Source organism: Pseudomonas putida, assembly GCF_028682395.1.
Lineage (GTDB): Bacteria > Pseudomonadota > Gammaproteobacteria > Pseudomonadales > Pseudomonadaceae > Aquipseudomonas > Aquipseudomonas putida_AB.
In genome coordinates this window covers 311,351-334,590 of record NZ_JANHLC010000004.1, presented here as the reverse complement: position 1 = coordinate 334,590, position 23,240 = coordinate 311,351, and the positions used below count along the sequence as shown (strand labels likewise).

Sequence of the window (23,240 nt, the reverse complement as noted above, 5' to 3'; positions counted from 1 at the left end):
CTGCACGCGGCGAGCTTTTGGCTGGCCGCCTGCAGCTTTGTGGTCCCCTTAAAGCTTGAAGCGAGTGACCAGGGTTTGCAGGTGAGTACCCAGCCGTGCCAGCTCGATGCTGGACGCGGCGGTCTCTTCGCTGGCGGCGGCGGTCTGTTCGGACACATCACGCACATTCAGCACGCTGCGGTTGATCTCTTCCGCGACGGCGCTCTGTTGCTCGGCGGCTGCGGCAATCTGCTGGTTCATCGCCTGGATCGCCGAGACGGTCTGGGTGATGCTCGCCAGTGAGGTGCCGGCGCTGCGGGTCAGCTCGACGCTGCTTTGGGTCAGGGTACGGCTGTTGTCCATGATCGTGGACACCTGCTGAGTACCGCTCTGCAGGCCGACAATCAGCTCCTCGATTTCTTCCGTGGACTTCTGGGTGCGCTGGGCCAGGCTGCGGACCTCGTCGGCCACCACGGCAAAGCCTCGGCCGGCCTCACCGGCGCGTGCCGCTTCGATGGCCGCGTTGAGCGCCAGCAGGTTGGTCTGCTGGGCCACCGACTTGATGACATCGAGCACGCTGCCGATCTTGTCGCTTTCCTGCTTGAGATGGCTCATGGCTTCGGTGGAGTGGCCGACTTCCGCTGCCAGGCGTTCGATCTGGGCAATGGCCTGGCCCACGACGCGGTCGCCTTCATGGGCTTGCTGATCGGCCGCGACCGCCGCCTCGGAGGCCTCTTCGGCGTTACGCGCGACTTCCTGCACGGTGGCCGTCATTTCGTTCATGGCCGTGGCGACCTGGTCGGTCTCGACCTTCTGACTGTTGACGCCGGCGCTGGTCTGCTCGGTGACGGCGGAGAGTTCCTCGGCGGCGCTGGCGATCTGGGTGACCCCATCGCTGATCCCGCCGATCAACTGACGCAGGCTGACGGTCATGCGCTGCATGGCCTGTTGCAACTGGCCCAGTTCGTCGCGTCGCTCGATGTTCAGGTCGTGGCTCAGATCGCCCGAGGCGACCCGTTCGACCACGGCCAGGGTCTGGCGCAGCGGGTTGACGATCTGCTGGGTAATGGACCAGGCAGCGACCACGCCGAAGAGCGTGGCCAGCAGGGCGGCAAAGCCCAGCGAGCTTTTGGCCTGCGCCGATTCGCTATCACGCAGTGCGGTCTGCTCGGCCGTCAGTTGCTTGCTCAGATCAAGCAACAGGCCACCTTGCTCGGCCATATGCTTGAGCGTGGCCGCCGTGTCGTTCAAGGCACCGCTGAAGGCCCCGACTGCGCTACGGTATTCCTTGAGCGAGTCGCTGGCCTGGCGCAGGTTGGCCAGATGCTGCGTGGGGATACGGTTCGGCAGTGTCTCGAGATTGTTCAGGGCGTTGTCGATGGCTTGCAGCGCGGGCTGCTCGGCCTCCGACTTACCGCTGAAGGTGTACCCGCGCACCTGAAAGCGGGCCAGTTGTACCAACTTGCTCAATTCGATCACGCTGTTGTACTGGCTAAGATTGTCGCTTTGCAGCAGGGCCGCTTCGACCTCTGCCACCCGTGCCACGGCATTTTCGGCACTGGCGATCAGATTGCTTCTGGCTGCTTCGCGGCTCTTCATGGCGCGCTGCAGGTTGGCAAATGCCCGGCGATATTCGGCAATGGCCGCCACTTGTTGGTCGAGTTTGGCCAGGCTGTCGGGGTGTGTCAGCTGCTTGCGGGCGGCCTGCAGGCTATTGTCGAGTTTGTCGAGCAGGTCGCCGACCGCGCCAATGCTTTGTTCGCTGGTGTGCATTTCGTAATCAAGGCGCGAAATCCGCAGGTCCTTGGTCAGCTCGTTGAGGCTGGAGATGGTGCCCAGCTTGTCACCCCGGGAAGTGACCGCGTTCAGGCCCAGCCAACCGGTCAGCGTGATCAGAAGGGTCAGTAACAGCACCAGGCTGAAGCCGATACCGAGTTTCAGATTGACGCTAACGTTGCCTAGGCTTTTGGCTAACCAGCGGTACATGAGAGGGGGGACTCCTAAAACGGACAGGCGCGGACGTGCGGGCAATTTCGCCACTTGCACCAGACCATCGGCTTGGAGTCTTGAAACTTAAGGTATCAATTAGAATAGTCTTGCAATGAGTGCGGTGACCGCGGTTTCGACCCGAAGGATGCGTTCGCCCAGTTGCACCGGTTGCAGCCCGGCCTTGGCGAGCAGGTCGACCTCGTAGGGGATCCAGCCGCCTTCCGGGCCGATGGCCAGGGTTACGGGCTGATCCAGGCCGCGGGGGCAGCCTGGATAGTCGCCGGGGTGACCGACCAGGCCGAGGGTGCCTTCGACCATGGCCGGCAGCCGATCCTCGACAAAGGGCTTGAAGCGCTTTTCGATCACGACTTCGGGCAGCACGCTGTCGCGGGCCTGCTCAAGGCCGAGGATCAACTGCTCGCGAATGGCCGCCGGTTCCAGGAAGGGCGTTTGCCAGAAGCTTTTTTCCACCCGGTAGCTGTTGACCAGCACCAGCCGGGGCACACCCAGCGTGGCGACGGTCTGGAAGATACGGCGCAGCATTTTCGGGCGTGGTAGGGCCAGGACCAGGGTCAGGGGGAGCTTGGCCACGGGCGGGCGATCGAAGCTGACACGCAGCTCGGCTTCATGGCTGTCCAGGCGCAGGAGCTCGGCGCTGCCCAGCAGGCCATTGATGCGTCCGACGCGCAGGCTGTCCCCGGCTTCGGCGCGGTGGACTTCCTGCATATGCACCAGGCGCCGGTCGCGCAGGATCACGCGATCGGCCGCGATGAAGTCGGCCTCTTCGAGCAGTAGCAGGTTCACGCGAGGGGGGCTGGCGGCTGGGCGTCGCTGTCGACCGGTTGATCATCCGGGTGGTCGCCGCGTTTGCTGATCAGGCTACCGAACAGGATACCGATCTCGAACAGCAGCCACATCGGGATGGCCAGCAGGGTCTGGGAGAAGATGTCCGGCGGAGTCAGGATCATGCCGACCACGAAGCAGCCGATGATCACGTACGGGCGGATCTTCTTGAGGTACTGCACGTTGACTACGCCAATCCAGACCAGCAGCACCACCGCCACCGGGATCTCGAATGCCACGCCGAAGGCAAAGAACAGCGTCATCACGAAGTCGAGGTAGCTGGTGATGTCAGTCATCATTTCGACGCCGGCTGGGGTGGCCGCGGCGAAGAACTTGAAGATCAACGGGAACACCAGGAAATAGGCAAAGGCCATGCCGGTGTAGAACAGCAGGATGCTGGAGACCAGCAGCGGCACCGCGATGCGCTTCTCGTGCTTGTAGAGGCCGGGGGCGATAAAGCCCCAGATCTGGTGCAGGATCACCGGGATCGCCAGGAACAGCGACACCATCATGGTCAGTTTCAGCGGCGTGAGAAACGGCGAGGCGACGTCGGTGGCGATCATGGTCGCGCCCACCGGCAAGTACTCGCGCAGCGGCGTGGAGACGATGGTGTAGATCTGCTGGGTAAAGGCGAACAACCCGGCGAAGATCACGAAGATCGCTGCAACGCAGCGCAGCAGGCGGGTGCGCAGCTCGGTCAGGTGCGAGACCAGTGGCATGTGCTGGTCGTTTTCCGGAATATCGCTCATGGGGCTCGCGGCGGCAGTGTAGGGTCGTGGGGAGCCGGAGTGCTCGGCTGGGATTCCGGCGTTGTGGCGGGCGCAGTCGCCGGCGTTGGCGCGGCCGGGCTGGCGGCGGCATCGGACGGCACGGCGCCAGCCAGTGGCTCGGGGGCCGTGGTGCCAGGTTCGAAAGTCGACGGTGTCTGCTGGGTCGGCGCGAGGATCTTGCGGGCCTCCTGCTCCAGCGACAGGATGTGCTCGTTGTGCAACTGCCGACGGATCTCGTCAGCGCCGATTTCGCGCTCCACTTCCTGCTTGATCGCGTTGAAACTGCGTTTCAGCCGACCGACCCACAGGCCCGCGGTACGCGCTGCACCGGGCAGGCGCTCGGGGCCGAGCACCAGCAGGGCGACGAGGCCGACAAGAAGCAGTTCACTGAAGCTGATACCGAACATGGGGCAGTGCTCACGAGTCTTTGCGGATTGGCTCTTCGACTTTCTGGGCCTGCACGTCGATGGTCTGCGGCTGTGCGCTGGCCTGCGGCTGGACCGGCGTGACGGAAGCGGCTGGCGGCGGGGTCGAAGCGCTCGGGTCGGCAGGCTTCTCGTCGTCGTTCATGGCCTTGCGAAAGCCCTTGATCGATTCACCGACATCGGTGCCCAGGTTTTTCAGTTTCTTGGTGCCGAACACCAGTACCACGACCACCAGAATGACGATCCAGTGTTTCCAGTCAAAAATGCCCATCTTGCTGCTCCTCTTATTGGGAAAGGGTTAGGCGCCTGGCCGCGAAGCCTTTTCGGTATGCCCGGACAAACCAAAGCGGCGGTCCAGCTCGTCCAGCACGGCCTGCGGATGCTGCCCCAGTTGAGCGAGCATGACCATAGTGTGGAACCACAAATCGGCGGTTTCGTAGATCACGTCGCTGCAATCGCCGCTGGCGACCGCATCCTTGGCGGCGATGATGGTTTCGACCGACTCTTCGCCGACCTTCTCCAGAATCTTGTTCAGGCCCTTGTGGTACAGGCTCGCCACATAGGAGCTATCGGCCGCCGCGCCCTTGCGCTCTTCGAGCACCTGGGCCAGCCGATTGAGTGTGTCATTCATGTTCAGTGTCCTGCCGAGTAGATCGCGTGCGGATCCTTGAGCACCGGGTCGACGGTCTTCCAGTCACCGTTTTCGTAGACGCGATAGAAGCAGCTCTGGCGGCCGGTGTGGCAGGCAATATCGCCGATCTGCTCGACCATCAGGATGATAACGTCGCCGTCACAGTCCAGGCGCATTTCATGCAATTTCTGCACGTGTCCGGACTCTTCGCCCTTGCGCCACAGTTTGCCGCGCGAGCGCGACCAGTAGATGGCTCGATTCTCGGTGGCAGTGAGGCCAAGCGCCTCGCGGTTCATCCAGGCCATCATCAGCACGCGCCCGGTCTTGTGGTCCTGGGCGATTGCCGGCACCAGGCCGTCGCTGTCCCATTTGATCTCGTCCAGCCAGTCTTTCATTTTCGACTCCGACAACCGGGTCGACCCTATGGTCGCACCTCGGCGGATAAACAGTTTGCCAGTCGCTGGCGCGACTGGCTATCGGCGCACGACCAGATACAGGCCTACCGCCAGCAGGATACCCGCGGGCCAATGACCGATGGTCGTCAGCGGCCCCCCGGCAAGCAGGACGGCGCCGGCCCCCAGATGGACCGCACCGAGCAACCGCAGGAACCAGTCGTCCTTGCGGCGGTGCCAGGGCGGCGGTGGATCGGCGGCATGGGGCTGGGACAGCCGTTCCAGCAGGTCGCGGGTCATGTTGGCCAGGTGCGGCAGTTGCTCGACCTGGCCTTGCAGGTTCTGCAGCAGAGTCTTGGGGCTGACGCGTTCGCGCATCCAGCGCTCCAGGAAGGGCTGGGCGGTGTTCCACAGATCCAGGTCCGGGTACAGCTGGCGGCCGAGGCCTTCGATATTGAGCAGGGTCTTTTGCAACAGCACCAGTTGCGGCTGGACTTCCATATTGAAGCGCCGGGCGGTCTGGAACAGGCGCATCAGCACCTGACCGAAGGAAATATCCTTGAGCGGCTTCTCGAAGATCGGTTCGCAGACCGTGCGGATCGCCGCTTCGAATTCGTTGAGCTTGGTCTGCGCCGGCACCCAGCCCGAGTCGATATGCAGTTGGGCCACACGGCGATAGTCACGCTTGAAGAAGGCGAACAGGTTGCGGGCCAGGTAGTCCTGGTCCTCGGGCGTCAGGCTGCCGACGATGCCGCAGTCGATGGCTATGTACTGCGGGCTCCACGGCTGTACGGTACTGACGAAAATATTGCCGGGGTGCATGTCGGCATGGAAGAAACTGTCGCGAAAGACCTGGGTGAAGAAAATCTCCACGCCGCGCTCGGCCAGCATCTTCATATCGGTGCGCTGGTCGGCCAGGGTCGCGAGGTCGGTGACCTGGATCCCGTAGATGCGCTCCATCACCAGGACTTTCGGACGGCACCAGTCCCAGTGGATCTGCGGGACGTAGAGCAGAGGCGAGCCTTCGAAATTGCGCTTGAGCTGGCTGGCATTGGCGGCTTCGCGCAGCAGGTCGAGTTCGTCGTAGATGGTTTTTTCGTAGTCCTGGACCACGTCCACCGGGTGCAGCAGGCGGGCATCGGCCGACAACCGTTCGGCGGCGCGGGCGAGGATGAACAGCCAGGCGAGGTCCTGGGCGATCACCGGCTTGAGCCCCGGGCGCACGACCTTGACCACTACCTCTTCGCCGCTCTTGAGTTGCGCGGCATGGACCTGGGCGACGGAGGCGGAGGCCAGCGGCTCAATATCGAAACGGCTGAATACCTCACTGATCCGGGCACCCAATTGCTCTTCGATCAGCTCGACCGCCAGCTGCGAATCGAACGGCGGTACGCGGTCCTGCAGCAGCATCAACTCGTCGGCGATATCTTCGGGCAACAGGTCGCGGCGGGTCGAAAGCAACTGGCCGAACTTGATAAAGATCGGCCCCAGGTCCTGCAGGGCCAGACGCAGGCGCGCGCCACGGCTCAGGTCCAGGGTCTTGCGGGGGAACCAGCGCCAGGGCAACGCATAGCGTAGCGCCAGGAGAAACCAGGGCAGGGGCAGGGCGAACAGCAGGTCATCGAGGCGATAACGGATCACGACGCGCTGGATGCGCAACAGACGGCGGACGGCAAGCAGCTTCATGCGTTATCGCTGGCGTTATGGGAGCGGGCAAGGCGTTCGAAACGCGCCTCGAGCCGTTCCAGATCGAGTTTGAGTCGGTCGAGTTCGGCAAAGCGTGCTTGCGCTTCGCGTTCGCCGACCAGGGCCCGGGATTCTTCGCTGAGGTATTCGCCCAGGTTCTGGCTCAGGCTTTCGAGCCCCTGGCGATACCAGCGCCCGCGGCTGCGCAGGTGGCCGCCAAGCAATTGCGTGGCCACCGGGCCGAGCCAATGCGACAGCTCGTATTCCCAGTCCAGCTCCAGGTCCTGGAGCACTGCGGCAAGGTCGAGCAGCACCGCGCTGTTGCCGTCCAGCTCGACCTCGGGGCCATGCAGTACGGCGGTCTTGTCCTTGCTCAGGGCCAGGCGCAGCAGGCTGCTCGCCGGTGCGCGCAGGGTGCAGTCGGCCGGGCTTTCCCAGTGGGCGGCAAGCATCAGGCCTTCGTCGCTGGGCAGGATAAACAACTGCACGGCCGGGCTGTTGCAATCGACCTCGATCACCTTGCCGCTCAGGTGCGCCAGGCGCGCCAAAGCGGTGCTGTCCAGACGCAGCACCCGGTTGATGCCCAGCTCGACGCTGGCCAGCAGGCCGCTGAGCAACATCAGGGCTTGATGCCGCGATGCAGTGCGACGATGCCGGAGGTCATGTTGTGATAGGTCACGCGGTCGAAACCGGCCTCGACCATCATCGACTTCAGGGTTTCCTGATTGGGGTGCATGCGGATCGACTCGGCGAGGTAGCGATAGCTTTCCGAGTCATTGGTGATCAGCTTGCCCATCAGCGGCATGAAGGCGAACGAATAGGCGTCGTAGACCTTGGACATCAGCGCATTGGTCGGCTTGGAGAACTCCAGCACCAGCAGGCGGCCGCCCGGCTTGAGGACGCGCAGCATCGAACGCAGGGCGTCTTCCTTGTGGGTCACGTTGCGCAGGCCGAAGGCGATGGTCACGCAGTCGAAATGGTTGTCCGGGAACGGCAGTTTCTCCGCGTCGGCCTGGACGAACTCGACATTGCCGGCCACGCCCAGGTCGAGCAGGCGATCACGCCCGACCTTGAGCATGGAGGCATTGATATCGGCGAGTACGACCTGGCCGGTCGGGCCGACCAGTTGGGAGAAGCGACGGGTCAGGTCTCCGGTGCCGCCAGCGATATCCAGTACCCGGTTACCGGTACGCACGCCGGACAGTTCGATGGTGAAACGCTTCCACAGCCGGTGCATGCCGCCGGAGAGGACATCGTTCATCAGGTCGTACTTGGCGGCTACCGAGTGGAAAACCTCAGCGACTTTTTCCGCCTTTTGGCTTTCCGGCACGTTCTTGAAGCCGAAATGAGTGGTGGGTTCGGCATCGCTGCCTTTGCGCTGATCAGTCATATCGCTGTCACCAGAAGAGAATGCGCGCCATTCTAATGCCGGTAGCCGGCTTTGTCTTGGCAAGGCGCAATGTTAAGTATAGTGGCCTGCCGGGACCGATTGACGCAGCGCAGCGTCGGCGGTTACCCGCCTCACCCCACAGAACAGGAGTCATTCAATGGCCCGGATTAGTGTCGAGCGTGCCCATAGCCTTGGCCTGGCTGGTGCGCGTGAGAAAGCCCAAACGCTGGTGAACAAGCTGGCCGACCAATACGGCCTCGAACCGCGCTGGTCGGGCGATACGGTCAAGCTCAAGCGCTCGGGCGTCAACGGGGCGGTGGAAATCGGCGAGCAGTCGATCCGGGTCAATGTCGAGCTGGGCCTCTTGATGTCGGCCATGAGTGGCACCATCAAGGCAGAAATCGAGAAGGCTCTGGACAAGGCGTTGACCTGACGCAACGGCGGGCTGGATCCCCGAAGGGTTAGGGTGTCCATTCTAATTTTTCTGATTACTTTGTGCTCAAGCCCCAATTGTGCGGGCGGTTCCTCTAATCGTTTTCGCGTGAGGTGCACCATGGTCAAAGTAAGTCTGAAGAAAAAAGCCGACGTTCAGTCCAGCGCTCTGACTGAAGCAAAAGTCTACGCCCGCAAGATCTGGCTGGCGGGCCTGGGTGCCTATGCCAAGGTCGGCCAGGAAGGCAGCGAGTACTTCAAGGATCTCGTCAAGACCGGTCAAGGCGTTGAAAGCAAAGGTAAAAAACGGCTGGATGCGCAGCTCGAAGCCGCCAACGGCCAGATCGACACCGTCAAGAGCAGCGTCAGCGGCGTCAAGGGCAAAGTCGAGGTGCAACTGGACAAGGTCGAGAAGGCCTTCGATGCGCGCGTCGCCAGTGCCTTGAACCGCATCGGGTTTGCGTCTAAACATGACGTGGAGACTCTCTCTGCTAAGCTCGATGAGCTAACGGCATTGCTCGAACGTGTCGCGCGTAAACACTAAGGAGAACGGGATGGCTGGCAAAAAGAATACTCAGAAAGAAAGCAGCTCGTGGATCGGGAAAGTCGAAGACTACTCCCGTAAAATCTGGCTTGCGGGTTTAGGCGTGTACTCGAAGATCGATACCGACGGCAGCAAGCTCTTCGACACCCTGGTTAAAGATGGCGAGAAGGCCGAGAAGCTGACCAAGAGTACCGTAGGCAAGCAGGTTGATGCCGCCAAGGCGAGCGCTAAGTCGGCGACCTCGCGTGTCGGCGAAGTCAAGGACCGTGCCCTGGGCAAATGGGGCGAGCTGGAAGAGGCATTCGACAAGCGCTTGAACAGCGCCATTTCGCGCCTGGGCGTGCCGAGCCGCAATGAAGTCAAGGCACTGCACAGCAAGGTCGACACCCTGACCAAGCAGATCGAGAAACTGACCGGCGCGTCGGTGACGCCCGTGTCCAAAACCGCGGCGGCCAAGCCAGCGGCCAAAGCTGCTGCCAAGCCACTGGCCAAGGCCGCAGCCAAACCGGCTGCGAAAACCGCCGCCAAACCTGCGGCGAAGCCTGCAGCAAAAGCCCCGGCCAAACCTGCAGCCAAGCCCGTGGCCAAAACCGCTGCCGCCAAACCTGCGGCCAAAGCGGTAGCCAAGCCGGTCGCGGCTAAACCTGCAGTGAAAGCCGTTGCCAAGCCGACAGCGGCCAAACCTGCGGCAAAACCGGCCGCGGCGAAGAAGCCGGTGGCGAAGAAGCCCGTGGCGGCCAAGCCGGCGGCAGCGGCGGCGAAGCCTGCTGCGGCACCGGTATCGAGTGGCAATTCAGCCTCCGCGCCAACACCGGCGGCGGCTGCGCCCGCCGTTCCAGCTGCATCGACGCCTTCGACTCAATCCTGAGTCGCAGCCCTCAAAGAAACGCCCGGCCTGTGCAGGTCGGGCGTTTTTTTATGCCTGGCAGCTGGCTCAGCCGTGATCTTCCAGATAGCGCAGGGCCAGGCGTTCGGTGGCCTGGCGCGCCTGGAGCAGCAGGTGGGGGGCGGTCAGCATCATGATCTGGTAGACCACCACCCGCACCTCGCCCTGGCGGCCAAGAATGCGCTGGTAGTCCATGGAAAACAGCAGCGTCATGGTGATCTGTTCCACCAATTGGCCCAGGGCCTGGGTATCGCTAACCACTTGGCCCTGGGCCTTGAGTCGCGCCAGCAGTGAGGCCAGGGTGCGCTTGAGGGCGTTGAGCAACTGGCGGATGCCCCGGGCCAGCTTGGGTAACCGCCCCGCCAAGTTCGACAGATCCTGGAACAGGAAGCGGTAATGGGCCAGGCGCTCGACGATCAGGTGCAGGAACAGCCAGTAGTCCTCGGCGGCCAGTTGCACATCCGCCGGAGGATCGAGCAAGGGTGTCAGTTCGCCCTGGAAGCGTTCGAACAGGCCGAGAACCAGCGGCTCCTTGCCGTGGAAGTGGTAGTAGAGATTGCCCGGGCTGATCCCCATTTCATTGGCGACCTCCATGGTCGAGACATTGGGTTCGCCCTTCTGGTTGAACAGGTGCAGGGCACATTCGAGGATCCGGTCGCGGGTTTTCATCCAGTCTTCTTAGGTCGATACAACACAGGTCTAGGCCGCCTCAGCGCACGCGCACGTAAGTGCCGGGTGCGGCCTCCATGGGGGGATAGTTCTGGCTACCCAAGGTCATCAGGGTTTCACGCTGCGCCCCCGAGCGTTCCTGGATCCAGGCCAGCCATTGGGGCCACCAACTGCCGTCGACATGCTGGGCATCGTAGTACCAGGCGCGATGGTCGCTGCTGAATTTGCGGTTCTCGATATAGTTGGCCTTCGGGTTGCCTGGGGGGTTGAGGATGCTCTGGATATGCCCGCTGTTGGACAGCACAAAACGCTTGTCGCCGCCTAGCAGCAAGGTCGAGCGATAGACCGCGTCCCAGGGCGTGATGTGGTCGTTGAAGCCGGCGACGCTGAAGCTGTCCACCGTGACCTTTTGCAGGTCGATGGGCGTGCCGCAGACCTCGAGGCCGCCGGGGTGGGTCAGCGGGTTGTATTTGAAAAAATCCAGCAGGTCGCCATGCAGCGCCGCCGGGAGTCGGGTGCTGTCGCTGTTCCAGTAGAGAATGTCGAACGCCGGCGGCTCCTTGCCGAGCAGATAGTTGTTGATCCAGTAGTTCCAGATCAGGTCGTTGGGGCGCATCCAGGCAAAGACCTTGGCCATGTCGCGGCCATCGAGCACCCCTTGCTGGTAGGAGCGGCGCTTGGCCGCTTCGAGGGTCTGCTCATCGGCAAACAGCATGGCCGGGCTGTCCATCTGGCTATCGAGCAGGCTGACCAGGTAGGTAGCGCTGGCGATTCGCCGCTGCTGGCGCTTGGCTTGCAAATGGCCCTGGAGGGCGGCGATGGTCAGGCCGCCGGCGCAGGCGCCCATCAGGTTGACCTCGCGGCTGGCGGTAATGCTGCGGCAGACATTCAGGGCCTCCTCCAGCGCCTCGACATAACTCGACAGCCCCCACTCGCGGTGGCGGGCATCGGGATTGCGCCAACTGACGATAAACACCTGCAGGCCGTTTTTCAGGGCGTACTGGACAAAGCTGTTAGCCGGGCTCAAGTCGAAGATGTAGTACTTGTTGATCTGTGGCGGCACGATCAGCAACGGCTTGGCGTACTGGGTTTCGCTCATCGGCTTGTATTGCATCAGCTCCAGCAGTTCGTTGCGAAACACCACCGCGCCTGGGGTGGTCGCCACGGTCTGGCCGACTTCGAAGGCTTGTTTGGTCACCTGGCTGGGCAGGCCGTTGTTGTGCAGCAGGTCATCGAGCAGATGGCTCATGCCACGGATCAGGCTCTGGCCGCCCGTATTGAACAGTTCCTTGACCGCGAGTGGGTTGAGCAGGGTGTTGGAAGGCGCCACGGCATCGTTGAGCAGGGTGAAGACAAAGTGCGCGCGGGCGCGATCGTCGTCGCTCATCTGGCTATCGTCGATCCAGTGCTTCATCTGTTTCTGCCAACTCAGGTAGGCCTGCAGGCTGCGTCGATAAAACGGATTCAGGCGCCAGGCCGGATCGGCGAAGCGCGGGTCATTGGGGTTGGGTTTGTGCAGCGTGTCGCCGATCAGCACCCGGCTCAACTGGCCGCCCAGGGCCAGGGCGTGTCGGGCGCTGTGCAAGGGGTTGCGCAGGCCATGGGCGGCAACGCTGCGCAACGTCGAGAAGAGGTCGCGCCCACGCAGGCCGGTGATTGCGCTCTGGGCATTGATAAAGGTCGCGGGGCTCGGTAGGGCTCCCGGCAGTGGTTTGTCTCGCATCAGTCAACACTCCGTCGTCAAACCCTCTGCCAATCTGCGGCCCGCGCCAAGCCCTGAGGCGTGCGGGTATCTGGAGCGCGGCATGGCTTCCTGCCATTGCCGGTTGTAATTCAGGAGCTGCGCATTTGCGTGGGCTGGGGGTGCATGACCGCCCGTTGCCGCTCTTCCTCGAGAAATTTCATGATGATCGGGGCAACCGCTTCGGCCCGGGTGATCAGAAATAAATGTCCGTCGTCGATTATGTGTAGCTGGGCGTTGGGAATCCGCCAGGCCAGCAGACGCATATTGATCAACGGGATCAGTGGATCGTCGTCGCCGGCCAGCACGAGCGTCGGCTGGCGGATTTTGTGCAGCCAGTGAATGCTGGTCCAGCCGAGCCCGGCGAACAGCTGCCAGTAGTAGCCCATCTTGCCGGCCGAGCGGACCTTGCTGGCGTGTTCGGCCGCGAGGTTTGGGTCGCGACGAAAGGCGCCGCCGTAGATCATCGGCGCGATACGGATCACGTGGGACGGCTGGATATAGCGCCGTGGGCTGGCCATCAGCAGCAGCACCTTGGGCTTGCCTGGCACCATCACCGCGCCGGCAGCGGTCGCGGCCAACACCAGTTTCTTGCAGCGCTCGGGGTAGTCATGGGCGAACTGCTGGGCCAGCGCTCCGCCCCAGGACACGCCGATCACACTGACCTGGCCGTAGTCGAGGTAATCGAGCATGCGGGCGGTCAGCTTGGCCAGCCCGGGGAAACGATAGGGGACGCTGGGCGTGGAAGAACCGCCGACGCCCGGCACATCGAAGGCAATGACCTCCAGGTCCGGGTCCAGGGCCTGGATAAAGGGGAAGACCAGTTCCAGGTTGGCGCCGATGCCATTGAAAATCAGCAGGGGCGTTAGATGGGGCTTGCCCGGGCGCACGGCGGTGCGGATGGTCTGGCCATCCAGATCGATGGTGCGAAAGATATACGGTTGCGGCATCACGGAGCCCTGTGGGGTTGACTGCCGCTGCAGGGCCGAGCGCCCGGCGACCGGGCCCAAGCCATCGTGCTCCTGCAGGGGAGCGAAGCGTATTTCCTGATCGGTGACAGGCCCGCGTCCTGCGGGCCCCGGTTCAACGCTCGTGGACGTAGGTGCCCGGTGCCGCCTCGGCGGCGGGATAGGTCTTGCTGCCTAGCACGGCCGGGGATTTCTTCAGCTTGCCCGAGCGCTCGGCCTGCCAGGCCTGCCAGTGCAGCCACCAGGAATCGGTGTGCTTACAGGCGTTTTCCTGCCAGTCATCGGCCTTGAGCGGCATCTCGGTGCTGGTCATATAGCGTGACTTGGGGTTGCCCGGCGGGTTGAGGATGCTCTGGATATGCCCGCTGCTCGACAGCACGAATTCGACCTTGCCACCAAACAGCTGGGCCGACTTGTAGCAGGACTTCCAGGGCGTGATGTGATCGTTGGTGCCGGCCAGGGAGAAGATATCGGCGGTGACCTTTTTCAGGTCGATCGGCGTGCCGCACACTTCCAGTGCGTCGGCGCGGACCAGTGGGTTGCTTTTGAACATTTCGATCAGGTCGCCGTGGAACGCGGCAGGCAGGCGGGTGGTGTCGTTATTCCAGTACAGAATGTCGAAGACCGGTGGTTCGTTGCCGAGCAGGTAGTTGTTGACCCAGTAGTTCCAGATCAGGTCATTGGGGCGCATCCAGGCAAAGACCTTGGCCATGTCGCTGCCTTCGAGCACGCCGGCCTGGTAGCTGTGGCGCTTGGCGGCTTCGAGGGTCTGTTCGTCGACAAACAGCGCGACCTGGGTGTCGAGGGTGGTATCGAGCACGCTGACCAGCAAAGTCAGGGCATTGACCTTTTTCTCGCCCAGGGCCGCGTAGTGGCCGAGCAGGGCGGTGCAGGTAATGCCGCCGGAGCAGGCGCCGAGCATATTGATGTCCTTGCTGCCGGTGATCGCGGTGACGACGTCTACGGCTTCCTTCAGGGCGTCGATGTAAGTCGACAGGCCCCACTCGCGCTGGGCCTTGGTCGGGTTGCGCCAGCTGACGATAAAGGTCTGCACCTGGTTGCGCAGGCAGAAGCGCGCCAGGCTCTTTTCCGGGCTCAAGTCAAAGACATAGAACTTGTTGATCTGCGGCGGGACCACCAGTAACGGGCGCTCGTGTACCTGCTCGGTGATCGGGCCGTACTGGATCAGCTCCAGTACGTCGTTGCGAAAGACCACGGCGCCTTCGGTGGTGCCCAGGTTCTTGCCGACCTCAAAGGCGTTCATATTGACCTGGCTCGGCATGCCGCCGTTGTGGACCAGGTCCTTGGCCAGGTGGGAAAGACCATCGAGCAGGCTTTTGCCGCCGGTCTCGAAGAAGCGTTTGACGGCTGCCGGGTTGGCAGCGCTGTTGGTCGGGGCCATGGCCTCGGTCATCAGGTTGATGACGAAATGGGCGCGGCTGATGTCCTGTTCCGACAGGCTACTGTCGCCAATCCAGTCGTGGAGTTCCTTGCGCCAGGCCAGGTAGGTTTGCAGGTAGCGGCGATAGAGCGGGTTCTGGCTCCAGGCCGGGTCGGCAAAGCGCCGGTCGTCGCTCTCGGGCTGCAGGGTCGATTTGCCCAGCAGCACGTTCTTGAGTTCGACGCCAAAATGGGCGACATGCTTGACACTGTGGAGGGGTTGTTTGATGGCCTGGGACAGGACCATTCGAGCAGAAGTCAGCAGATCCTTACGGCGCAAGCCAATGACCGGATTCAACCCCAGGGTGTTTTCCGAGGCTTGGCGCTGCAGGTCATCGTTATTCTTATTACTCATCTACGACGCTCCATTGTCCTGAGACGAGTACCGGATCCAGCGCTGTGATCCACAGCGCGCCCGGTACTCGCTCGGGTGACCAGTGATAACCAACCCTGTGTACCCTGGTCTGGTGAAACGTCGTCGAGTATTGCCGGTAATTCTGTGCCTGAGACAGCCTACCTACTCATACTTCGCCCGCAACCAAACCAGACCCCGCGATCAATGCAGGGAGCTTGCCATTTGTATTGGTTACCCGACTTTGTACGAAACCGCAAGCGAGCCCTCCAGTGGCCGCTGCGCAAGGCATTCAAGCAAATAGAATTAGAAAATGCGCTCTAAACAGCGAGAGCCGCAGGCTAGAGCATCAGCCTGACGACGGACTCGCTCGGGTCGCGGGATTTTCCGGCATTGCGCAGTTCAGCCAGGTAATCGGCCCATAGCGCATCCTGGCGTTGCGCCAGTTGGTAGAGGTAGTCCCAGGTGAACAATCCACTGTCATGACCGTCGTCGAAGGTCAGTTTCAGTGCGTACTGGCCAGCCGGTTCGATCCGGTCCAGGCCGACGTTCAGCTTGCCGAATTGCAGGATGGGGTTGCCATGGCCTTGGACCTCGGCTGAAGGCGAGTGCACCCGTAGAAATTCCGCAGGTAGATGGTAGACCTCGTCCGGGCCGTACTTGAGGGTCAGGGTCTTCGAGGCTTTGTGCAGCTCGATGGCGGTGGGCATGCGGGTTGTGGTCATAGCGGTTCGGGGCCGCGAACGGCCCCGCCAAGTAGAGAATGTGGTCTAGAGGATATAACGGGACAGGTCTTCGTTCTGCGCCAATTCGCCCAGGTGGCTGTTGACGTATTCGGCGTCGATGCGAATCGGCTCCGCGCTGTGGGCGCTGGCCAGGTCACCGGCACTGAACGACACCTCTTCGAGCAGGCGCTCGAGCAGGGTGTGCAGGCGACGGGCACCGATGTTCTCGGTCTTCTCGTTGACCTGCCAGGCGATCTCCGCCAGGCGCTTGATACCGTCGGGCAGGAACTCGATGGCCAGGCCTTCAGTCTTGAGCAACTCGCGATACTGCTCGGTCAGCGAAGCGTGCGGTTCGCTGAGGATACGCTCGAAGTCTTCCGGGCTCAGGGCCTTGAGTTCGACGCGGATCGGCAGCCGACCTTGCAGCTCGGGCACCAGGTCGCTCGGCTTGCTCAGGTGGAACGCGCCGGAAGCGATAAACAGAATGTGGTCGGTCTTGACCATGCCCAGCTTGGTGTTGACGGTGCAGCCTTCGATCAGTGGCAGCAGGTCGCGCTGTACACCTTCGCGGGATACATCGGCGCCTCCGACATTGCCGCGCTTGGCCACCTTGTCGATCTCGTCGATAAACACGATGCCGTGCTGCTCGACTGCTTCGAGGGCCTTGGCCTTCAACTCTTCTTCATTGACCAGGCGTCCGGCTTCTTCGTCGCGCACCAGCTTGAGCGCTTCCTTGACCTTGAGCTTGCGGCTCTTGCGCTTGCCCTTGCCCATGTTGGCGAAGAGGTTCTGCAGCTGGTTGGTCATCTCTTCCATGCCGGGCGGCGCGGAGATATCGACGCCCACGACCTCGGCCACTTCGATCTCGATTTCCTTGTCGTCCAACTGGCCTTCACGCAGGCGCTTGCGGAACAGTTGGCGGGTGTTGGAGTCGCTGCTCGGCACCGGGTCGTCGTTGAAGCCGGCGCGGGCCGGTGGCAGCAGGGCGTCAAGGATGCGCTCTTCGGCGGCGTCTTCGGCGCGGTGGCGCACCTTGACCATCTCCTGCTCGCGCAACAGCTTGATCGCGGCATCCGCCAGGTCGCGAATGATCGACTCGACGTCGCGGCCGACATAGCCGACCTCGGTGAACTTAGTGGCTTCGACCTTGATAAATGGCGCGTTGGCCAGCTTGGCCAGGCGGCGGGCGATTTCGGTTTTGCCGACACCGGTCGGGCCGATCATCAGGATGTTCTTTGGCGTCACTTCAACACGCAGCTCCTCGGGGAGCTGCATGCGCCGCCAGCGGTTGCGCAGGGCAATGGCGACGGCGCGCTTGGCGTCGTCCTGGCCGATGATGTGGCGGTTCAGTTCGTGGACAATTTCACGGGGTGTCATGGACATAATATGTGCGGTCCTCAAGCGGTCAGTAGCAGCGCGTGCCATGGGCGTGCGCGTGGCTTACTCCGCGAGGTCCTGCTCCTCGATAGTGACGTTGTGGTTGGTGAATACACAAATGTCGCCGGCAATGCCCAGCGCGGTTTCCGCGATTTCCCGAGCCGACAGGTCGGTTTTCATCAGCAGGGCGCGTGCGGCTGCCTGGGCGAAGGCGCCGCCGGAACCCATGGCAATCAGGCCGTCTTCGGGTTCGACCACGTCACCGTTGCCGGTGATGATCAGCGAAGCGTCCTTGTTGGCCACGGCCAGCATGGCTTCCAGGCGGCTCAGGGAACGGTCGGTACGCCATTCCTTGGCCAGCTCAACGGCCGCGCGGACCAGATGCCCCTGGTGTTTTTCCAGCTGGGCTTCAAAACGCTCGAACAGGGTAAAGGCGTCGGCGGTAGCACCGGCGAAACCGGCGATCACCTGGCCGTGGTAGAGGCGCCGGACTTTTTTCGCGTTGCCTTTCATAACGGTGTTGCCCAGGGAAACCTGGCCGTCGCCACCCATGACGACTTTGCCGTGGCGGCGAACTGAAACGATGGTGGTCAAGGGTAAGTCTCCACGCAGCGGGGCGAAAATGCCTGATGCAGACTCATATGGGGGTGCAGGAAGGTTTTTCAACCTTGCCAGGAAATGTGGGACGAGTGGTGTCGGGAAGTGTAGAGATTATCTGTGGGAAAAATTGCGAAGATCAGCGCGATAGCGCCATACCCGACGCGCCCGTTTCCCGGGCGCATCGGCCTCGCATCAACGGCTTTGGCGTTGTTGCAGCAATAGATTGCTGAAACCGCTGCCCGCCAGCTGTTTCTGCGCGCTGGTGAGCTGTTCACGGTTGCTGAACGGTCCTACCAGAACCCGGTACCAGGTTTCGTCGCGTACGGTGCCGGACTCAACCGAAACCGCCTGGCCCAGCAGGATGATCTGCGCCCGGACCTTGTCGGCGTCAGCTTCCTTGCGGAACGAGCCAGCCTGTAGGAAAAACTGGGTTACGGCCGCCGGCTTGACCACCGGAGGGGGCGGTGGCGGGGTGATGCCGCTGAGCGCCGCCTGCGCGCGCGCGGTGTCGATCTTCGCGGCTTCGGCCGGCGTTACCGGAGCAACCGGCGCGGTTTGCGGGGTCGGCAGGGTTTTCTCCGGCACGGCCTCGGGCGGCACGATGACTTCTGATTCGGGCAGCAGGGTGTAGAAGTCGTACTTGGGCTTGACCGGCTGGGTAGGGCTGGGTGGTGTCTTGTTTGCTTCGGCGATCTTGCTGGCCTTCTGTTGCTCCTGCTTGACCCGCTTGACGTCATCGCCCTTGCCGGGCTCAAGCTTCATCAAGAACACGATAAAGGCCCCGACCGTCAGGCCGATGACCAGCCACAGCCAGCCCGGGATCGGTTGCTTGGCCGGGGCCTGGTAGCGACTGGCGCCGCGCTTGGGTGCGGGTTTTTTCTTGGCAGCCAACTTACATGCGCTCCAGGGTTTCCAGGCCCAGCAGTTCCAGGCCCTGCTTGAGCGTGCGGCCGGTCAGCGCAGCGAGGCGCAGGCGGCTTTGTTGCTGTGCCGGATCTTCGGCGCCCAGGATCGGGCAGTTCTCGTAGAAACTGGAGAACAGGCCGGCCACGTCATATAGGTAAGCGCACAACGTATGCGGCGTGCCTTTCTCACCAACGCTGTTCAGCACTTCGCCGAACTGCGCCAGTTTGGCGGCCAGCTCCTGCTCCTGGGGCGCCTGGAGTACGATCTGGCCCTCGACTTCACTGAAGTCCTTGCCCAGTTTGCGGAACACCCCGGCCACGCGGGTGTAGGCGTAGAGCAAGTAGGGCGCGGTGTTGCCTTCGAAGTTCAGCATCTGCTCGAAGTTGAAGCTGTAGTCGCTGGTGCGGTGCTTGGACAGATCGGCGTACTTCACCGCGCCAATGCCGACGACGCGGGCAATGCGCCGCAGTTCGTCTTCTGGCAGTTGCGGGTTTTTTTCCTTCACCAGGTTGTAGGCGCGCTCTTCGGCTTCGTTCAGCAGGTCCACCAGTTTCACGGTGCCGCCATCACGCGTTTTGAACGGGCGGCCATCGGCGCCGTTCATGGTGCCGAAGCCCATGTGTTCCATCTGCATGCCATTGGTCACGAAACCGGCACGGCGAGCCACTTCAAATACCTGCTGGAAGTGGAGGGCCTGGCGTTGGTCGACGAAGTACAGGGCGCGATCGGCCTTGAGCACATTGCTGCGATAACGCACGGCGGCCAGGTCGCTGGTGGCGTACAGATAGCCGCCATCGGCCTTTTGCACGATGACCGGCAGCGGCGTGCCTTCGGCAGTCTTGAATTCTTCGAGGAACACACACTGGGCGCCATTGCTCTCGACCAGCAGGCCCTTGGCCTTCAGGTCGCTGACCACCTGGGCCAGGTCGTCGTTGTAGGCGCTTTCGCCCATGACGTCAGCGGGCGTCAGCTTGACGTTCAACTGCTCGTAGATCTTCTGGCAGTGGGACAGCGAGATGTCCTTGAACCGGGTCCACAGGGCCAGGCATTCAGGGTCACCGGCCTGCAGCTTGACCACCAGGCCGCGGGCACGGTCGGCGAACTCTTCGGACTCGTCGAAACGCTTCTTGGCGGCGCGGTAGAAGTTTTCCAGGTCGGACAGCTCATCGCTGACGGTTGGCTTCTCTTGCAGGTAGGCCAGCAGCATGCCGAACTGGGTACCCCAGTCGCCGACGTGGTTCTGACGGATCACGGTGTCGCCGAGGAACTCCAGCACCCGCGAAACGCCATCGCCAATGATGGTTGAACGCAGGTGACCCACGTGCATTTCCTTGGCCAGGTTCGGGGCCGACAGGTCGACGGCCACGCGCTGGGCCGGGCCGTTCTTGCGCACGCCAATCTGCGGGTCGGCCAGGGCGGCGTCAAGACGCGCGGCCAGGGCCTGGGTGTTCTGGAAAAAATTGAGGAAGCCGGGGCCGGCGATCTCGGTCTTGCTGATCTGTTCGTCGGCCGGCAGGGCGGCGATGATTTTCTCGGCCAGGTCGCGCGGCTTCATGCCAGCCGGCTTGGCCAGCATCATCGCGATATTGCTGGCGAAATCGCCGTGGGTTTTGTCCCGGGCGTTCTCCACCTGGATCGCCGGCGTCAGCCCTTCAGGCAACACACCGTCGCTGACGAGTTGGGTGAGGGCTTGCTGGATCAACTGGCGAATGGTGTCTTTCATGGTCTTCTCTTTCGACCGCAAGCGCGGCGGCGCTTCGATGCGCAGGTGGAAAAACTGGGCATTATCCGTTGCCGGGGCGGGCTTGCCAACCGCTTACGGACTTGTGGCCCATTGTAGTCGCCCGTGGTGTCAATACAGGTCGACGGGGTCGACATCCAGCGACCAGCGAACCTGTCGGCCACTCGGCATCTGTTCCAGCACCAGCAGCCACTGGCTGAGCAGTCGATGCAGCGGCGCGCGGGCATTGGCCTGGAGCAGCAACTGGGCGCGATAGCGGCCGGCACGCCGCTCCATGGGCGCCGGGACGGGGCCGAGCAATTCGATGCCGCCCAGGTGATGTTCGCCCAGCAGGCGCTCGGCTTCGCTGCAGGCCTCGTCGAGAAAGGCTTCGGCCTGGCCCGGCTTGTGCGCTTCGGCCCGGAGCAGGGCCAGGTGGGCAAAGGGTGGCAGGCCAGCGGCGCGGCGTTCGCTCAGGGCTTGCTCGGCAAAGGCGAAGTAGCCTTGTTCGGTCAATTGCACCAGCAGCGGGTGATCGGCCAGGTGGGTCTGGATGATCACTTTGCCCGGCTCTTCGGCGCGTCCGGCGCGCCCGGCGACCTGGACGATCAACTGGGCCATCCGCTCGCTGGCGCGGAAATCTCCGGAAAACAGCCCGCCATCGGCATCGAGGATCGAAACCAGGGTCACGCGAGGGAAGTGATGGCCCTTGGCGAGCATCTGGGTGCCGACCAGGATGCACGGCTGGCCTTTCTGGATCGTGGCGAACAACTGATTCATGGCGTCCTTGCGCGAGGTGCTGTCGCGATCGACCCGCAAGACCGGGTAGTCAGGAAACAGGATGCCCAGGCGCTCTTCGGCGCGTTCGGTGCCGGCGCCGACCGGGCGCAGGTCGACCTTGGCGCACTGCGGGCAGTGTCGGGGCACGCGCTCGACATGGCCGCAGTGATGGCAGCGCAGCTCGCCGGAACGTTGGTGCACGGTCATGCGCGCGTCGCAACGATTGCATTCCGACATCCATCCGCAGTCATGGCACAGCAGGGTCGGCGCAAAGCCGCGGCGGTTGAGAAACACCAGGACCTGCTGCCCGGCGGCCAGGGTCTGGCCGATGGCTTGTTGCATGGGGCCGCTGATGCCGCTGTCCAGGGGCCGGCTTTTTACATCCAGACGCAGAAAACGTGGCTGTTGGGCACCGCCGGCGCGCTGGTTCAGGCGCAGCAGACCGTAGCGGCCGGTGTAGGCGTTGTGCAGGCTTTCCAGGGACGGCGTGGCCGAGCCCAGGACAATGGGGATGTTTTCCTGGCGAGCACGTACCAGCGCGAGGTCGCGGGCGTGATAGCGCAGGCCTTCTTGCTGTTTATAGGAGCCGTCGTGCTCCTCGTCGATGATGATCAGGCCCGGATTCTTCATCGGGGTGAACAGCGCCGAGCGGGTGCCGATAATAATGTCGGCCTCGCCGTCGCGGGCGGCCAGCCAGGCGTCGAGTCGCTCACGGTCGTTGACCGCTGAGTGCAGCAGGGCAATCCGCGCATTGAAACGCTGCTCGAAGCGCGCCAGGGTCTGAGGGCCGAGGTTGATCTCAGGGATCAGTACCAGTGCCTGCTTGCCGGCCTCCAGGGTTTCGCGGATCAGTTGTAGATAGACCTCGGTCTTGCCGCTGCCCGTTACGCCGGCCAGGAGAAAGGCGTGGAAATGCTCGAGATCGCCCCGGATGGCCTCGAATGCCGCACGCTGTTCCGGGTTGAGCGGCAACTCGGGCTGCGCCAGCCAGTGTTCATGGCGTGCGCTCGGGGCGTGCCGGCGTACCTGCACCTGAACCAGTTCCTTGGCCAGCAGCAGGTCGAGGCTGTCCTTGCTCAGCATCAGTTTGCTCAAGAGCTGATGGGCAACACCATGCGGGTGCTGGGCCAGGGTCGCCAAGGCTTCGCGCTGGCGCGGTGCGCGGGCGATGCGCGGGTCGTCAAGGCGGGCGCCGGGGGCAATCTGCCAGAAGCGCTCCTGGCGGACTTCGGCCGGTTCGCCCTGGCGCAGCAGGACCGGCAAGGCCCAGCTCAAGGTGTCGCCCAGGCTGTGCTGATAGTACTGGGAGGTCCACAGGCATAGCTTGAACAGCGATTCGGGCAGTGGCGCATGGGTGTCGAGCAGTGCCAGGGCGGGGCGTAGCTTGTCTGCCGGGACTTCGCTGTGATCGGTAACTTCCACCAAAATGCCGATCATCTCCCGGCGGCCAAAAGGCACCCGCACCCGCATGCCCGGCTGGAGCGCACTGCGCGGTACGCCGGCAGGCGCCCGGTAGTCGAACAGGCGGCGCAGCGGCGAGGGCAGGGCGAGGCGCAGGATGGCGTCGGGCACGCGTGGGGTCTCGGGTGGAGTGTAGGAAAGAGGGGCGAGCCTAGCAGACGGTCGGTCTGCGGGACAGCTTGCGTCCTTATTGCGGTCTGGTATTATTCCCGGCCAAATTTCGTGCGGTGTTCAACAATAGTGTTGGGCGGCGGCACGCTAGCCTGAGGAAGACACCATGAAAGCCGATATCCATCCAGTATACGAAGCCATCACCGCTACCTGCAGCTGCGGTAACGTGATCGAAACTCGCTCCACCCTGACCAAGCCACTGAGCCTGGACGTGTGCAACGAGTGCCACCCGTTCTACACCGGTAAGCAAAAAACTCTGGATACCGGCGGCCGCGTTCAGAAGTTCGCCGATCGTTTCGGTGCTTTCGGCGCTACCAAAAAGGCCTAAGGCTGATGGTACTGGACGGTCTGCAAGGCTTGTCC

The 23,240-nt window shown here is 62.8% G+C and carries 24 protein-coding genes and 1 pseudogene; 4 read left to right on the top strand and 21 right to left on the bottom strand.

Features of this window, described 5'->3' with window-relative positions:
* Positions 1 to 48: 48 nt before the first annotated feature.
* The 11 genes and pseudogenes from NPS46_RS25365 to ubiE form a co-directional block, all read right to left on the bottom strand.
* Positions 49 to 762, bottom strand: a complete 714-nt coding sequence (locus NPS46_RS25365; RefSeq protein ID WP_425312738.1) for a methyl-accepting chemotaxis protein — start codon at positions 760 to 762, stop codon at positions 49 to 51.
* Positions 763 to 903: 141 nt separating this feature from the next.
* Positions 904 to 1,965, bottom strand: a pseudogene (locus NPS46_RS25360) (methyl-accepting chemotaxis protein); the annotation flags it as partial.
* Positions 1,966 to 2,064: 99 nt separating this feature from the next.
* A complete protein-coding gene (locus tag NPS46_RS12755) occupies positions 2,065 to 2,772 on the bottom strand; it encodes a 16S rRNA (uracil(1498)-N(3))-methyltransferase (protein ID WP_274107636.1) in 708 nt (235 codons plus the stop codon).
* A complete protein-coding gene (gene tatC / locus NPS46_RS12750) occupies positions 2,769 to 3,560 on the bottom strand; it encodes a twin-arginine translocase subunit TatC (RefSeq protein WP_274107635.1) in 792 nt (263 codons plus the stop codon). Before tatC ends, NPS46_RS12755 begins: the two co-directional genes overlap by 4 nt.
* Positions 3,557 to 3,988 (bottom strand): Sec-independent protein translocase protein TatB, encoded by a 432-nt coding sequence (gene tatB / locus NPS46_RS12745; RefSeq protein WP_274107633.1) that lies wholly within the window; start codon positions 3,986 to 3,988, stop codon positions 3,557 to 3,559. The genes tatC and tatB overlap by 4 nt, the downstream gene beginning before the upstream one ends.
* 10 nt (positions 3,989 to 3,998) lie before the next feature.
* Positions 3,999 to 4,277: a twin-arginine translocase TatA/TatE family subunit gene (locus tag NPS46_RS12740; RefSeq protein WP_274107631.1), complete on the bottom strand. Its 279-nt coding sequence runs from the start codon at positions 4,275 to 4,277 to the stop codon at positions 3,999 to 4,001.
* A 27-nt stretch (positions 4,278 to 4,304) separates the two neighbouring features.
* Entirely contained in the window at positions 4,305 to 4,637 is a 333-nt protein-coding gene (locus NPS46_RS12735; RefSeq protein ID WP_274107629.1) for a phosphoribosyl-ATP diphosphatase, read from the bottom strand.
* A gap of 2 nt (positions 4,638 to 4,639) precedes the next feature.
* Positions 4,640 to 5,032 (bottom strand): phosphoribosyl-AMP cyclohydrolase, encoded by a 393-nt coding sequence (hisI, locus tag NPS46_RS12730; protein ID WP_274107626.1) that lies wholly within the window; start codon positions 5,030 to 5,032, stop codon positions 4,640 to 4,642.
* A gap of 78 nt (positions 5,033 to 5,110) precedes the next feature.
* Positions 5,111 to 6,715, bottom strand: a complete 1,605-nt coding sequence (gene ubiB, locus NPS46_RS12725; RefSeq protein WP_274107624.1) for a ubiquinone biosynthesis regulatory protein kinase UbiB — start codon at positions 6,713 to 6,715, stop codon at positions 5,111 to 5,113.
* Entirely contained in the window at positions 6,712 to 7,335 is a 624-nt protein-coding gene (locus NPS46_RS12720; RefSeq protein WP_274107622.1) for a ubiquinone biosynthesis accessory factor UbiJ, read from the bottom strand. The genes ubiB and NPS46_RS12720 overlap by 4 nt, the downstream gene beginning before the upstream one ends.
* On the bottom strand, positions 7,335 to 8,105 hold the full coding sequence (ubiE, locus tag NPS46_RS12715) for a bifunctional demethylmenaquinone methyltransferase/2-methoxy-6-polyprenyl-1,4-benzoquinol methylase UbiE (protein ID WP_274107620.1): 771 nt from the start codon (positions 8,103 to 8,105) through the stop codon (positions 7,335 to 7,337). The genes NPS46_RS12720 and ubiE overlap by 1 nt, the downstream gene beginning before the upstream one ends.
* Positions 8,106 to 8,262: 157 nt before the next feature.
* Here ubiE and NPS46_RS12710 point away from each other — a divergent pair, with 157 nt between their 5' ends.
* From NPS46_RS12710 to NPS46_RS12700, 3 genes are all read left to right on the top strand, one after another.
* Positions 8,263 to 8,538 carry a polyhydroxyalkanoic acid system family protein gene (locus NPS46_RS12710; RefSeq protein WP_274107619.1) on the top strand — a complete coding sequence of 92 codons (276 nt, stop codon included), beginning with the start codon at positions 8,263 to 8,265 and terminating at the stop codon, positions 8,536 to 8,538.
* 120 nt (positions 8,539 to 8,658) lie between these two features.
* Positions 8,659 to 9,081, top strand: a complete 423-nt coding sequence (locus NPS46_RS12705) for a phasin family protein (protein WP_274107617.1) — start codon at positions 8,659 to 8,661, stop codon at positions 9,079 to 9,081.
* Between the two features lie 10 nt (positions 9,082 to 9,091).
* Positions 9,092 to 9,949 carry a phasin family protein gene (locus NPS46_RS12700; protein WP_274107615.1) on the top strand — a complete coding sequence of 286 codons (858 nt, stop codon included), beginning with the start codon at positions 9,092 to 9,094 and terminating at the stop codon, positions 9,947 to 9,949.
* A gap of 66 nt (positions 9,950 to 10,015) precedes the next feature.
* Here NPS46_RS12700 and NPS46_RS12695 read toward each other — a convergent pair whose 3' ends face one another.
* From NPS46_RS12695 to NPS46_RS12650, 10 genes are all read right to left on the bottom strand, one after another.
* Entirely contained in the window at positions 10,016 to 10,636 is a 621-nt protein-coding gene (locus NPS46_RS12695) for a TetR/AcrR family transcriptional regulator (protein WP_274107613.1), read from the bottom strand.
* Between the two features lie 40 nt (positions 10,637 to 10,676).
* Positions 10,677 to 12,359: a class II poly(R)-hydroxyalkanoic acid synthase gene (phaC, locus tag NPS46_RS12690; RefSeq protein WP_274107611.1), complete on the bottom strand. Its 1,683-nt coding sequence runs from the start codon at positions 12,357 to 12,359 to the stop codon at positions 10,677 to 10,679.
* A gap of 110 nt (positions 12,360 to 12,469) precedes the next feature.
* Positions 12,470 to 13,327 carry a poly(3-hydroxyalkanoate) depolymerase gene (gene phaZ / locus NPS46_RS12685; protein ID WP_274107609.1) on the bottom strand — a complete coding sequence of 286 codons (858 nt, stop codon included), beginning with the start codon at positions 13,325 to 13,327 and terminating at the stop codon, positions 12,470 to 12,472.
* A gap of 133 nt (positions 13,328 to 13,460) precedes the next feature.
* The gene (gene phaC / locus NPS46_RS12680) at positions 13,461 to 15,140 is read right to left on the bottom strand and encodes a class II poly(R)-hydroxyalkanoic acid synthase (protein ID WP_274107607.1); all 1,680 of its coding nucleotides are present in this window, start codon (positions 15,138 to 15,140) and stop codon (positions 13,461 to 13,463) included.
* 338 nt (positions 15,141 to 15,478) lie between these two features.
* Positions 15,479 to 15,862: a DUF971 domain-containing protein gene (locus NPS46_RS12675; RefSeq protein WP_274107605.1), complete on the bottom strand. Its 384-nt coding sequence runs from the start codon at positions 15,860 to 15,862 to the stop codon at positions 15,479 to 15,481.
* Positions 15,863 to 15,907: 45 nt separating this feature from the next.
* The gene (gene hslU / locus NPS46_RS12670; RefSeq protein WP_274107603.1) at positions 15,908 to 17,245 is read right to left on the bottom strand and encodes an ATP-dependent protease ATPase subunit HslU; all 1,338 of its coding nucleotides are present in this window, start codon (positions 17,243 to 17,245) and stop codon (positions 15,908 to 15,910) included.
* A gap of 57 nt (positions 17,246 to 17,302) precedes the next feature.
* Positions 17,303 to 17,833, bottom strand: coding sequence for an ATP-dependent protease subunit HslV (hslV, locus tag NPS46_RS12665; protein WP_274107601.1), 531 nt, complete (start codon positions 17,831 to 17,833; stop codon positions 17,303 to 17,305).
* 198 nt (positions 17,834 to 18,031) lie between these two features.
* A complete protein-coding gene (locus tag NPS46_RS12660; RefSeq protein ID WP_274107599.1) occupies positions 18,032 to 18,730 on the bottom strand; it encodes an SPOR domain-containing protein in 699 nt (232 codons plus the stop codon).
* Position 18,731: 1 nt separating this feature from the next.
* Complete coding sequence (gene argS / locus NPS46_RS12655; protein WP_274107597.1) at positions 18,732 to 20,468, bottom strand: arginine--tRNA ligase; 1,737 nt, start codon at positions 20,466 to 20,468, stop codon at positions 18,732 to 18,734.
* 129 nt (positions 20,469 to 20,597) lie between these two features.
* Positions 20,598 to 22,817: a primosomal protein N' gene (locus NPS46_RS12650; protein ID WP_274107595.1), complete on the bottom strand. Its 2,220-nt coding sequence runs from the start codon at positions 22,815 to 22,817 to the stop codon at positions 20,598 to 20,600.
* 166 nt (positions 22,818 to 22,983) lie between these two features.
* Here NPS46_RS12650 and rpmE point away from each other — a divergent pair, with 166 nt between their 5' ends.
* Entirely contained in the window at positions 22,984 to 23,205 is a 222-nt protein-coding gene (gene rpmE / locus NPS46_RS12645; protein WP_274107594.1) for a 50S ribosomal protein L31, read from the top strand.
* The last annotated feature ends 35 nt before the right edge of the window (positions 23,206 to 23,240 follow it).